This window comes from Aquabacterium humicola, assembly GCF_030167915.1.
GTDB lineage: Bacteria > Pseudomonadota > Gammaproteobacteria > Burkholderiales > Burkholderiaceae_C > Pseudaquabacterium > Pseudaquabacterium humicola.
Window position 1 is genome coordinate 188,393 of record NZ_JARGNB010000002.1, and the last position, 12,368, is coordinate 200,760.

Annotated in this window: 11 protein-coding genes; 2 read left to right on the forward strand and 9 right to left on the reverse strand. The window is 72.2% G+C overall.

Annotation, left to right across the window (positions count from 1 at the left end):
* Nucleotides 1-28: 28 nt before the first annotated feature.
* A complete protein-coding gene (locus P1K89_RS11140) occupies nucleotides 29-592 on the reverse strand; it encodes a YaeQ family protein (RefSeq protein ID WP_284616522.1) in 564 nt (187 codons plus the stop codon).
* 134 nt (nucleotides 593-726) lie between these two features.
* Between P1K89_RS11140 and P1K89_RS11145 the strand changes: the two genes are divergently transcribed.
* Nucleotides 727-1,284, forward strand: a complete 558-nt coding sequence (locus tag P1K89_RS11145; RefSeq protein WP_284616523.1) for a hypothetical protein — start codon at nucleotides 727-729, stop codon at nucleotides 1,282-1,284.
* Here P1K89_RS11145 and fusA read toward each other — a convergent pair.
* The 6 genes from fusA to P1K89_RS11175 form a co-directional block, all read right to left on the reverse strand.
* Nucleotides 1,281-3,353 (reverse strand): elongation factor G, encoded by a 2,073-nt coding sequence (fusA, locus tag P1K89_RS11150; RefSeq protein ID WP_284616524.1) that lies wholly within the window; start codon nucleotides 3,351-3,353, stop codon nucleotides 1,281-1,283. The genes P1K89_RS11145 and fusA overlap by 4 nt on opposite strands.
* Nucleotides 3,354-3,512: 159 nt before the next feature.
* Complete coding sequence (locus P1K89_RS11155) at nucleotides 3,513-4,730, reverse strand: ABC transporter permease (RefSeq protein ID WP_284616525.1); 1,218 nt, start codon at nucleotides 4,728-4,730, stop codon at nucleotides 3,513-3,515.
* A gap of 6 nt (nucleotides 4,731-4,736) precedes the next feature.
* On the reverse strand, nucleotides 4,737-5,456 hold the full coding sequence (locus tag P1K89_RS11160) for an ABC transporter ATP-binding protein (RefSeq protein WP_284616526.1): 720 nt from the start codon (nucleotides 5,454-5,456) through the stop codon (nucleotides 4,737-4,739).
* Nucleotides 5,457-5,523: 67 nt separating this feature from the next.
* Nucleotides 5,524-6,846, reverse strand: a complete 1,323-nt coding sequence (locus tag P1K89_RS11165; RefSeq protein ID WP_284616527.1) for an efflux RND transporter periplasmic adaptor subunit — start codon at nucleotides 6,844-6,846, stop codon at nucleotides 5,524-5,526.
* Nucleotides 6,843-8,330 carry an efflux transporter outer membrane subunit gene (locus P1K89_RS11170; RefSeq protein WP_284616528.1) on the reverse strand — a complete coding sequence of 496 codons (1,488 nt, stop codon included), beginning with the start codon at nucleotides 8,328-8,330 and terminating at the stop codon, nucleotides 6,843-6,845. The genes P1K89_RS11165 and P1K89_RS11170 overlap by 4 nt, the downstream gene beginning before the upstream one ends.
* Before the next feature lie 74 nt (nucleotides 8,331-8,404).
* Complete coding sequence (locus tag P1K89_RS11175; RefSeq protein ID WP_284616529.1) at nucleotides 8,405-8,908, reverse strand: MerR family transcriptional regulator; 504 nt, start codon at nucleotides 8,906-8,908, stop codon at nucleotides 8,405-8,407.
* Between the two features lie 66 nt (nucleotides 8,909-8,974).
* Here P1K89_RS11175 and P1K89_RS11180 point away from each other — a divergent pair, with 66 nt between their 5' ends.
* Nucleotides 8,975-9,907 carry an MBL fold metallo-hydrolase gene (locus P1K89_RS11180; RefSeq protein WP_284616530.1) on the forward strand — a complete coding sequence of 311 codons (933 nt, stop codon included), beginning with the start codon at nucleotides 8,975-8,977 and terminating at the stop codon, nucleotides 9,905-9,907.
* Between the two features lie 16 nt (nucleotides 9,908-9,923).
* On the opposite strand, the gene P1K89_RS11185 is transcribed toward P1K89_RS11180, so the two are convergent.
* Together P1K89_RS11185 and ypfJ are read right to left on the reverse strand one after the other, a co-directional pair.
* Nucleotides 9,924-11,453, reverse strand: coding sequence for an AMP nucleosidase (locus tag P1K89_RS11185; RefSeq protein WP_284616531.1), 1,530 nt, complete (start codon nucleotides 11,451-11,453; stop codon nucleotides 9,924-9,926).
* 47 nt (nucleotides 11,454-11,500) lie between these two features.
* The gene (ypfJ, locus tag P1K89_RS11190) at nucleotides 11,501-12,364 is read right to left on the reverse strand and encodes a KPN_02809 family neutral zinc metallopeptidase (RefSeq protein ID WP_284616532.1); all 864 of its coding nucleotides are present in this window, start codon (nucleotides 12,362-12,364) and stop codon (nucleotides 11,501-11,503) included.
* Nucleotides 12,365-12,368: the final 4 nt, after the last annotated feature.

The window sequence follows — 12,368 nt, forward strand, 5'->3', positions numbered from 1 at the left end:
TGATAAAAGCCCGGCCGGGTGCGAGGCGTCAGGGGTTTTCTGGGCGCCAGAGCGGCTTGGGCAGCACCTCGACCGCCGATTTCTCGTCGCGCACCCAGACGTGGCCGTCCTGGATCTGCACCTGCAGCTGCATCGAGCGCTGGGCCATCGCCGCCAGCGCCTGCGACTCGTCGGCCGCCAGCTGCCAGACCTGCAGGTTGCGCAGCCGGGTGATCTTGGTCTCGAGGCCCGCCCACCAGACCGGCGTCGACGCGGCGTAGGCATAGATCGTCACCCGTTCGGAGCGCGCGCAGGCCTTGGCCATGCGGCGCTCGTCGGGGTGGCCGACCTCGATCCAGTGCACGATCTGCTCGGTCAGGTCCTTCTGCCACAGGTCGGGCTCGTCGGTGTCCGACAGCCCGCGCGCGAACTGCAGCATGCCGCGCTGGTCGTCGGCCGGCAGCTGCAGCGCGAAGGCCAGCACGCGCACCATCAGCCGTTCTTCGGTTTCCGACGGGTGCAGCGCCAGCGTCAGCGGGTATTCGCCGTAGACGTGGCGGTCCATGTCGGCGAGCTGGATCGTCGCCTTGTAGATGGTTGACTTGAGGGCCATGAGGGGCGGGATGGTACTTCGAACGCCGCGGGCAACAATCGCAACAAGCCGGCGCATCGTGCGCGATGTGCATGAAACGGCCATCGCGCACAGTCCGGGCCGTCGCCATCCGATACCGACGGAACAGGAGCACCGTGCCGACCTCCGCCCCCGATGCATCCCCCCGGCCCGGCGCCGAGCCCTCGGGCGACGTGGCCGAGCTGCAGCGCGCCGTGGTGCGCGGCCTGCGCCGCGGCGCCCGGTTCTCCACCTCGCACAAGGAAGGCGGCACGACGATCCGTTTCGACGGCCGCCGCTTCGTGCGCGCCGACCACGGCGAGTGGACCGGCCTGGAGCACTTCGACTCCGAGGCGGCGCTGCTCGCCTTCCTGCGGCGCTTCTTCGACTGGGAGATCACGCGCCAGGCCGGTGCGGCGGGCGTCGACGAGGCCGCCGCGTGGCGGCTCATCCTCGCGCGGCTCGAGCGGCCGTCAGCCGGTGGCGCGGCGTCGACTCTGCTCGGGCGGTGGAGCCCGGCGGCGCGCGCCGCCGGCGTGCTCGCCGTCGTCGTGACGGTGTTCGCCGTCATCGGCGCCGCGGCCTGGTGGCACGAGGGCCGGTCGCGCGCCGAGTTCAAGCCGCCGGCCGCCATGCCCGCGGTGCCGAAGGTGCCGGCCTTCGGCAGCGCACCGGGCCGGACCGAACGTCCCTAGTCCTCGTCCTTGGCCTTGAAGCTGCCCATCAGCTGCTGCTGCACGGTGGGCGGCACCGGCTCGTAGTGCGACAGCGCCAGCGTGTAGCGGCCCTGGCCGCTGGTCATCGCGTTCAGGCGCGACTGGTAACCCGACAGCTCCGACAGCGGCGCCTGGCCCTGGACGACCATCGTGCCCTGTCCTCCGGTTCCCACGCCGTTGTGCGTGCCGCTGACCACGCCGCGCTTGGCCGACAGGTCGCCGGTGATGTCGCCCATCGCCGAATCGGGCGCGGTGATCTCGACGTTGACGATCGGCTCCAGCACGATCGGCCGCGCCTCGCGGATTGCCGCCATGAAGGCCTTCTTGCCGGCGGTGACGAAGGCGATTTCCTTGCTGTCGACCGAGTGGCTCTTGCCGTCGTAGACGATCACCCGTACGTCGACCACCGGATAACCGGCGATCGCGCCGGTGGCCAGCACCTCGCGCACGCCTTTCTCGACCGCCGGGATGAACTGGTTGGGAATCGTGCCGCCCTTGACCTGGTCGAGGAACTCGAAGCCCGCGCCGCGCGGCAGCGGCTCGACCTTCAGGTACACCTCGCCGAACTGGCCGGCGCCGCCGGTCTGCTTCTTGTGGCGGTGGTGGCCCTCGGCATTCGCGGTGATGGTCTCGCGGTAGGCGATGCGCGGCGGGCGGGTGTCGACCTCGAACCGGTAGACCTCGCGCAGCCGGTCCAGCAGCATGCGCAGGTGCAGCTCGCCGAGGCCGTAGATGATGGTCTCGTTGGTCGTCGGCACGTGCTCGATCTTCAGGCACGGGTCCTCGTCGACCAGCTTGCTCATGATCTCCCACATGCGCTGTTCGTCGCCGCGCCGTTTGGGCGCTATCGCCAGGCCGTGCACCGGCACCGGGAAGGGCAGCGGCTTCAGGTGGATGTGGTCGTCCTCGGCCGCGTCGTGCAGCACGGCGTCGAAGTGCAGCTCGTCGACCTTGGCGATGGCGCAGATGTCGCCGGGAATCGCGCGCGGCACCTCGACATGGTCCTTGCCCTGCAGCATGAACAGGTGGCCGACCTTGAACGGCTTGCGGCCGTCGCCGACGTAGAGCAGGCTGTCCTTCGTGATCGTGCCCTGGTGCACGCGGATCACGCCCATCTTGCCGACGTAGGGATCGACCGCGATCTTGAACACATGCGCCAGCACATGGGCGTCCGGGTCGGGCTGCGCGTGCATCAGCACCGCGTCGGATCCTTCGCCGTTGAGGAAGTCCGGCGCATTGCCCTCGCCCGGGTGCGGCAGCAGCTTGACGATCACGTCCAGCAGCTCGGCGATGCCGGCGCCGGTGCGTGCGGACACGAAGCACACCGGGATCAGGTGGCCTTCGCGCAGGGCCTGCTCCAGCGGGGCATGCAGCTCGCTGGCGTCGATGTCACCGTCGTTCAGATAACGGTCGACGAACGCGGCATCGACCTCGACCACCTGCTCGACCAGCGCGCGGTGCGCCGCGTCGACCGAGCCGAAGTCCGAGTGCCCTTCGCGGTTGTAGAAGCAGTCGACCACCTTCGCGCCGCCCTCGTCGGGCAGGTTCAGCGGCAGGCATTCCTTGCCGAAGGCGGCCTGGATCTGGCCCAGCAGCGCCGACAGGTCGATGCCCTGCGCATCGATCTTGTTGACGATGATCATGCGGTCGAGCTGGCGCTCGGCGGCGTACTCCATCATGCGCACGGCCATCGGCTCGATGCCGACGGCGGCGTTGATCACCACGGCTGCGGTCTCCACCGCTTCCAGCGCCGGCAGGCTCTGGCCGACGAAGTCCGGTCCGCCAGGGGTGTCGATGAAGTGGATGCGGGTGCCGGCATGCGCGGTGTGCATCACGCTGGCGTTCAGCGAGTGCTGCATGCGGCGTTCGAGCGGGTCCCAGTCGCTGACGGTGGAGCCGCGCTCCAGGGATCCTTGGGCGCCGATCGCGCCCGACTTGTGCAGCAAGGCCTCCGCGAGGCTGGTCTTTCCGGCGGCGGCAGGTCCGACGAGCGCCAGGGTGCGGATGTCGGCCACCGTGGCGGCGCCGGACGGGAGTGGGCTTGGCATGCGTTCTCCTTCGCGTGCGCCGTCCACCCGGGCCGGGCGGGAACGGGCCGCCGTCTTCGTGAGCCCAGCCTATGCCTGTCGGCGGCGCAACGCAATCGGGGGAAATCAACGCGGCTGACCGCCGGACAGGGGGTGGCGGCGGGAGGGCCCGGCGCCCCCCTACTCGTGCCGCAGCGCCTCGATCGGATCCAGCCGGGCCGCCCGCCGCGCCGGCACGAAGCCGAAGACGACGCCGATGGCCGCCGAGAAGGCGAAGGCCAGCAGGTTGATGCCGGGGTTGAAGAGGAAGGGCACGCTCATCAGCTGCGCGATGGCCCAGGACGCGAGCGTCGCCAGCATCAATCCGGCCAGGCCGCCCAGCGCCGCCAGCACCACCGCCTCGACCAGGAATTGCGCCAGCACCTCGCGCTCGAAGGCGCCGATCGCCAGCCGCAGCCCGATCTCGCGGGTGCGCTCGGTGACGCTGACCAGCATGATGTTCATGATGCCGATGCCGCCGACCAGCAGGCTCACCGCGGCCACCGCGCCGAGCAGCGAGGTCAGCAGCCGCGTGGTGCCCGACAGCGTCTCGGCCACCTGCTGCGTGTCGAGGATGTTGAAGTTGTTCTCGTCGCCGGCATTGAGCTTGCGGCGCTCGCGCAGCAGGTCGGTCAGCGCGGCCTTCACGCGCTCGGCGTCGCTGGTGGCGTTCATCGACACCAGCAGCGTATTGATGCGCGTCGAGCCGGTGACGCGGCGCTGCACCGTGGCCAGCGGCAGGATCACGGTGTCGTCCTGGTCCATGCCCATCGCCGCCTGGCCCTTGCCGGCCAGCAGGCCGACCACGGTGCAGCTGAACTGCTTGACGCGCAGCGGCTGGCCCAGCACCGCATCGGGATCGCGCCGGCCGAAGAGCTCGCGCCGCACCGTCGCCCCGATCACGCAGACCGGGGCGCCGGCTTCCAGCTCGGCCGGCTCGAAGACCCGGCCGGCGGCCAGGCGCCAGTTGTTGGTCTGGAAGTACTCGTTGGTGGTGCCGGCGACGCTGGTCGACCAGTTCCTGCCCTCGGCCACCACGGTGACGCCGGAACGAACCTCCGGCGCCACCGCCGCGATGCCGCCGATCTGGCTGGCGATGGCCTGCACGTCGGCCATCTTGAAGGTCGGCGCACCGCCGCCGCCGCTGCCCGGGCCCATGCGCTGGCCCGGCCGCACCATCAGCAGGTTGCTGCCCAGGCTCTCGATCTGCGTCTTCACCGCCGAGGTCGCGCCCTGGCCGACGGTGACCATCGTGACCACCGCGGCGACACCGATGACGATGCCCAGCGTCGTCAGCACCGAGCGCATCAGGTTGCGGCGGATCGCGCGCAGCGCCAGCAGCAGCGTATTGCCCCACATGAAACGTCACGCCTCCTGGGGCACGGCGGACTGCGTCGCCGGCCGCTCCTCGCGCGCCACGACGCCGTCGAGGAAGTGCACGATGCGGCGCGCGTACGCGGCCATCGGCGGCTCGTGCGTCACCATCACCACCGTGATGCCGTCGCGGTTCAGCTCGGTCAGCAGTTCCATGATCTCGACGCTGCGCGCGCTGTCGAGGTTGCCGGTGGGTTCGTCGGCCAGCAGCACCGTCGGGCGGGTGACGATCGCGCGGGCGATCGCCACGCGCTGCTGCTGGCCGCCGGACAGCTCCGCCGGCGTGTGCGTCTCCCAGCCGGTCAGGCCGACGCGGGCCAGCGCCTCGCGCGCGAGGGCCTGGCGCTCCTTGCGGCCGCTGCCGCGGTACAGCAGCGGCAGCTCGACGTTCTCCTGCGCGGTGGTGCGGGCGAGCAGGTGGAAGCCCTGGAAGACGAAGCCGAACTGGTGGCGCCTGAGCAGCGCGCGCTGGTCGCGGTCGAGCGAGGCCACCTCGATGCCGCGGAAGCGGTAGCTGCCGGCGGTCGGCGTGTCGAGGCAGCCGATCAGGTTCATCGCGGTGCTCTTGCCCGAGCCGCTGGGGCCCATCACCGCGACGAACTCGCCGGCCTCGATCTGCAGGTCGACGCCGCGCAGCGCCTGGAACGCGGCGCTGCCGGTGCCGTAGGTCTTGGTCAGTCCGCGCAGGCGGATCAGCGGCACCTCGCTCATGTGGCCCCCTTGGGCCTGCGGCCCGTCCCCCCAAGGGGGAATTCGCCCTTCGGACGGCCGTGCGGGCTCATGTCGACGCGCCGTTGGCGGTCTGGTCGGTGATCACCGGCAGGCCCTCGGCGAGGCCTTCGCCGGACACCTCGGTGTGGCGGCCGTCGCTGAGGCCCTTGCTCACCTTCAGCTGCACCGCCTGGCCGCCGCGCAGCACCCAGATGCGGCCTTCGCCGGTGCCGCCGCGCACGTCGGCGTTGTTGCCGCCGCGGCGGCCGCCCAGGCCCGGCGCCCGCGGCAACAGCCGGCCGAGGATGCCCGGATCGCTGCTGCTGCGCCCGCCGGCCGCGGCGGCGCTGTCGGCCGGGCTGAAGCGCAGCGCGCTGTTGGGCACCAGCCAGACGCCGCGGCGCTCCTGGGCGGCGATGGTGGCGGTGGCGGTCATGCCCGGGCGCAGGCTCAGGTCGGCGTTGGCGACGTCGAGCAGCGTGGTGTAGGTGACGACGTTGTCGGTGGTCGTGGACCCGTAGGCGACACGGGTGACGGTGGCCGGGTACTGCCGGCCCGGCTGCGCGGCGACGGTGAAGCGCGCGTTCTGGCCGGCCTTCACCTGCCCGACGTCCGCTTCGTCGACATTGACCGACAGCTTCAGCTTGGACAGGTCCTCGGCCAGCGTGAACAGCGTCACCGCCTGCAGCGAGGCGGCCACCGCGTAGCCCGGCTCGACCGAGCGGCTGAGCACCACGCCATCGATCGGTGAGCGGATCGCCGCCTTGCCGAGGTTGGTCTGCGCGGTCGACAGGTTGGCGCGCGCCTGCGTCACCGCCGCCTGCGCCGAGCCGGCATCGGCGTTGGCACGGGCCAGCGTCGCGCGCGCGGCGTCGAGCTCGGCCTTCGACGGCAGCTTGCCGCCGGACAGCCGGGCCAGCTCGTCGAGCCGGCCGAGCGCCGCGGTGGCCTCGGTGACCGTCGCCGCCGCCTGGCGCTGGCGCGCTTCGGCGGCGGCCAGGTCGGCGCGCGAGGCGGCCTGCGCGTCCTGCAGCTTCGCGGTGTCGAGCTCGACCAGCAGCTGGCCCTTCTTGACCGTGTCGTTGACATCGACCAGCACGCGCGCGACGGTGCCCGACAGCTCGCTGCCGATGGCCACCGAGCGCGTCGGCTGCAGCGTGCCGTTGGCGGTGACGGTGACCGCGAGGTTGCCGCGCGCCAGCGGCGTCGTGACGTAGCGCGGCGCCTGGGCGGCCTGGTTCGACTGGTTCCACCACGCGAGGCCGGCGATGGCCGCGAGCAGCGCGGCGGCGATCAGCCAGACGGTGGTGTGCTTCCACCAGGGGCGGTGGGCCGCGTCGCCCAGCACGGCACCGAGCGCGGCGGCTTCTTCGCGGGAGCTGGGTTTCATGGTCGGGTCCCGGCGATGGTGGTGGAGGTCGAAGCGGACGCGGCAGCCGGCGTGCCGGCGGTGGTGGACGGATCCCAGCCCCCACCGAGGGCCTTGTACAGGCGCACCTGGTTCAGCGCCAGCTCGGTGCGTGCGGACGCGAGCGCGTCGTCGGCCGACAAAGCGCTGCGTTGCGCATCGAGCAGCGGCGTGAAGTCGATCGTGCCGGACTGGTAGCGCAGCCGCGCCAGCGATGCGGCTTCGGTCGCCGCCGCGGCGGCGCGTTCGAGGCTGGCGACCTGGTCGCGCCCGGCGACGATCGCCGCCAGCGTGTTCTCCACGTCCTGCTGCGCGACCAGCACCGCCGAGCGGTAGGCGAAGCGCGCGCTGTCCAGCGCCGCCTGCTGCGCGGCGACCTGCGCGCGCCCCGCGCCGCCGTCGATCACCGGCCACTGCACAGCCGCCGTCAGGCCGGCGACCAGCGCACCCGGCTGGCCCAGCGCGGCCAGTGTCAGCGCCTGCAGGCCGAGCCGGCCGCTGATCGAGAAGCTCGGCAGGCGCTCGGCCTCGCGCTGCGCGAGCGTCGCGAGGGCCGCGGTGGCGGACGCTTCCGCGGCGCGGATGTCCGGGCGCCGGCGCAGCAGGTCGGCGGGCAGGCCGACCGCGGGCAGGGCCGGCAACGTGGGCAGCGCGGCGGCGGTCGCCGGGACGCTGATGCGCGACAGGCGCTCGGTCAATGCCGTCGGCGGCTGGCCCAGCAGGAGCGCGAGGCGGTGTTCGGTCTGCTGCAGGGTCGAGCGCAGCGCCGGAATGCGCGCGCGTGTCTGCTCGGCCGACGAACGCGCCTGCTCGACATCGAGCACCGTCGCGAGGCCGGCGCCCGAGCGCCATTCGGCGACCTGCTGCGACTCGGCCTGCAGCGCGAGGTTGTCCTCGGCGACGCGGATCTGGCGCCGCGTGCCATGCCATTGCAGGGTGGCCAGCGCCACCTCGCCGGCGACCGCGATGCGCGTGGCCGCGAGGTTCATCGCGCTGGCCTCGGCCTGCGCGTCGGCAGCGGCGATGCCGGCGCCGATCGCGCCGAAGACATCGGGCTCCCAGCTGGCGTCGAGGCCCAGCGACAGGCTGGTGCTGTTGCGTTCATTGCTGCGATTGCGGCTGGCCGAGGCATTGCTGCCGACCTGCGGCGAGGCGCCGGCGGCACTGACGTCGCGCAGTGCCCGCGCCCGGGCCAGCGCGGCCTGCGCGCTCTTCAGGTCGAGGTTGGCGGCCAGCGCCTCGTCGACCAGCGTGGCGAGCAGCGGATCGTCGACCCCGCGCCACCACGCGGCGAGCGCCTGCGCATCGGCCGGGCCGGCAGCGACGTCGGCCGGCGCACGCTGCCAGCGCTCGGCCAACGGCGGCTGCAGCGTCGACGCCGCCTCACGCCGCGGCGGAGCGGCGCAACCCGCCGCCAGCGCGGCGGCCAGCAGCAGCACGAGCGGGGTGCGGTTCGGGAGGCTCATCCGGGGGCGCGTCATCATCGTCCTCGGGTTTGTACCGAGCCGGCGTCAAGCGTTCGGCGGCGGGCGGTAAAGAATCATTGCCCCCCTGCGAATGGGGGATGACGCGATGCCCCTGGCGAACGCCGCTTCGGCGAAGCCCGCGCGGCGGGTGTGCGCGGATTGCGCGCCTTCGGCGTCGCGCTCGCGATCGGCACCGCGTCGGCCGGCACGCAGTCCAGCATGCCGGCGGCCGCACGCAGCGCGCGCTTCAGGTCCCGCAGGCGGCGGATGTGCGCGTCGACATCGTCGATCTTGACCTGCAGCGCGCGCTCCAGGTCGGCGCGACCCACCAGGCCCGCGGCCAGCCGGCCGACGATGCTGCGGATCTCGGCGAGCGAGAAGCCCAGCGCCTGTGCGCCGCGCACGAAGCGCACGCGGGCAAGGGCCTCCGGTCCATAACGCCGATAGCCGTTGGCACCGCGTGCCGGCGTGTCGAGCAGGCCCTGGTGCTCGTAGAAGCGCAGCGTGTCGGTGGACACGCCGCTCTGTTCGGCGAGCAGGCCGATGCTCATCGACGACGGGCGCGGAAGGCTTGACATTGGAGTGGACTCCAGACTTTAGGCTGCCGGCCATTGTCCACACGCCGACCCTCCGGTCCCGACCCCATGCCGACCCTGCTGCAAGCGCTGCTCGTCTCAATCCTCTGCGTGGTTCACGGCACCGACGCCGCCGCCGCGCCCGATGCGCCCGCGGCGCGGGCGCCGACCGTCGCGGCGCGGCCCCAGGCCAGCTTCACGATCCTGCCGACCGGCCAGGTGACGGTGCGCGAGGCGATGCTCTTCGCCGGCGGCCGCTTCGGCGAGAAGGCGCACAGCGTCTTCGCCGCGTTCCTGATCCGCCATGGCGACCAGACGCTGATGCTGGACACCGGCCTGGGCGGCCGCATCGCCGAACAGTTCGCGCAGGACATGCCGTGGTGGGCCCGCGGCGCCTTCGGCTACGAGCAGCCGGTGCGGCCCGCGGCTGCGCAGCTGCGGGCCGCGGGCGTCCCGCTGCCGCAGCGCATCGTGCTGAGCCATGCGCACTGGGACCATGCCAGCGCGCTCGAGGAGTTTCCCGGCGCCGAGGTCTACGCCGCCGCCGAGGAACTGGCGCAGATCCGCCAGGCCCGCGCCGGCGTCGCCACCGCGTGGCCCTCGCAGGTCAGCGACAAGCCGCTGAGCTGGCATGCCCTGGTGTTCGACGGACCGGCGCACGAGGGCTTCGAGACCAGCCGCGACTGGTTCGGCGACGGCAGCGTGGTGTTCGTGCCGATGCGCGGCCACACGCCCGGCTCGGTGGGCCTGTTCCTGACCACCGGTTCGGGGCGGCGCTTCTTCTTCGTCGGCGACGTGCTCTGGCACAGCGGCGCGCTGGCCGAGGGTCGGCCCAAGATCTGGGCCGCGCGACTGCTGGTGGATGCCGACGTGGACGGCACGCAGCGGGCGATCGAGCGCATCCGCGCCGCGGCCGCGCGTGACCCGGCGCTGGTCATCGTGCCGGCGCACGACGGCGCCGTGTTCGACCGGCTCGGCCGCTTTCCCGCCTGGATCGACTGAAGGCCGGTGGCGGGCGCTACTGGAAGGCCACCTCGGCGAAGCTGCGCAGTTTGCGCGAATGCAGCTGGTCCAGCCGCTGGCGGCGCAGCAGCTCGACCGCACGCATGCCGATGCGCAGGTGCTGGTCGACGCGCTCGCGGTAGAACTGGTTGGCCATGCCGGGCAGCTTGATCTCGCCGTGCAGTGGCTTGTCGCTGACGCACAGCAGGGTGCCGTAGGGCACGCGGAAGCGGAAGCCGTTGGCGGCGATGGTCGCGCTTTCCATGTCCAGCGCCACCGCGCGGCTCTGGCTGAAGCGGCGCTCCGGACCCGGGTGCGGCAGCAGCTCCCAGTTGCGGTTGTCGGTCGACGCGACGGTGCCGGTGCGCAGCAGGCGCTTGAGCTCGAAGCCGGTGAGCCGGGTGACGTCGGCCACCGCCTGCTCGAGCGCGCGCTGCACCTCGGCCAGCGGCGGGATCGGCACCCACAGCGGCAGCTCCTCGTCGAGCACGTGGTCCTCGCGCACGTAGCCGTGGGCCAGCACGTAGTCGCCCAGTTGCTGCGTATTGCGCAGGCCCGCGCAGTGGCCGAGCATCAGCCAGGCGTGCGGGCGCAGCACCGCGATGTGGTCGCTGATGTTCTTGGCGTTCGCCGGGCCGACGCCGATGTTGACCATCGTGATGCCCGAACGATCCGGTCGGATCAGGTGATAGGCGGGCATCTGCGGCAGCCGCGGGGGCGGCGCGCCGAGCTGGTCCTCGGGTTCCGGCGCCATGCCCGCACGCCGCGTGACGACGTTGCCCGGCTCGACGAAGGCGACGTAGCCGTCGCTGCCGACGGCCTGCTCCGGCGCGTCGCCGAGCAGCCCGCCACCCTGGCCGAGCGGCTTGGCCATCATCTCGTGGCCCAGGCGCACGAACTCGTCGATGTAGAACTGGTAGTTCGTGAACAGCACGAAGTTCTGGAAGTGCTCGGGGTTCGTGCCGGTGTAGTGGCGCAGCCGGTGCAGCGAATAGTCCACGCGCGGCGCGGTGAACAGCGCCAGCGGCTGTGGGTCGCCGGGGCGCAGTTCCTGCGTGCCGTTGGCGATGCCGTCGTCCATCGCCGCGAGGTCGGGCAGGTCGAACAGGTCGCGCATCAGCACGCGGCGCTCGGGCGACAGCGTGCCTTCGAGGTGGTCGTGCTGCGCCAGCGAGAAGTGGATCGGGATCGGCTGGCTCGACAGCCCGACTTCGAGCACGCCGCCGTGGTTCTTCAGCAGCAGCTGGAACTGCTCGCGGTAGTAGTCGGCGAAGAGGTCGGGCCGCGTCAGCGTCGTCTCGTAGACGCCGGGGCCGGCGACGAAGCCGAAGGACAGCCGCGAATCGGCCCGCACGACGGTGTGGGTGCGCACGCGCACGAACGGGTAGCAGGCGCGCACGCGGGCGGACGGCGTGTGCCCGGTCACGAAGTCCTGCAAGGTCTGGCGCAGGTACTGGATGCCGCTCTGGTAGATGGTCGCCGCGTGCGCGAGGGCCGCGTCGGCGTCGGCGAAGGTCTGCGTCGTGATCAGCGTCGGGCTCGTCATGGCCCATTTTGCCAGCGCGGGCGGACGCGCGCCCGACGTGCGCTACGCTAGCGCAGCGTCTCGCACTGCTGCATCGAGCCGCCCTGCAGGCCGCGCTTGAACCACGCCACGCGCTGCGCGCTGCTGCCGTGCGTGAAGCTCTCGGGCACGACGCGGCGGCCGGCGGCCTTCTGCAGCGCGTCGTCGCCGATCTTCGACGCGGCGTTCAGGCCTTCCTCGATGTCGCCCTGCTCGAGCACCTGGCGCGCGCGCTGCGCGTGGTGCGCCCAGACGCCGGCGTAGCAGTCGGCCTGCAGCTCGAGCGCGACGCTCAGCTGGTTGCCGGTGCGCTGGTCGCTGCGGGCGCGCGCCTGCTGCACACGTTCGGACGTGCCGAGCAGGTTCTGCACATGGTGGCCGACCTCGTGCGCGATGACATAGGCCTGTGCGAAGTCGCCCGGCGCGCCGAGCTTGCTGCGCATGTCCTCGTAGAACGACAGGTCGATGTAGACCTTCTGATCGGCCGGGCAGTAGAACGGTCCCATGGCCGCTTCGCCGCCGCCGCAGGCGGTGACCTCGGACCCGCTGTACAGGCGCAGCTTGGGCTCGCGGTAGGTCTGGCCCATGGCCTGGAACTGCGCGCGCCACACGTCCTCGGTGTCGGCCAGGATCATCGAGACGAAGCGCGCCTTCGGATCGTCCGCCGGCGGCGCGCCGGCCGGGGCCTGCTGCTCGGCCACCGGCATGCCGCCGCCGCTGAGCGCGCCGAGGATCGTCAGCGGGTTGATGCCGAAGATCCAGCCGGCCACCAGCGCGACCGCCACCGTGCCGATGCCGATGCCGCGGCCGCCGATGAAGCGCCGGCCGCCACCGCCGCCCAGCCCGCGGGCATCCTCGACGTTCGAGCTTTCACGATGGCCATCGAGTCGCATGACG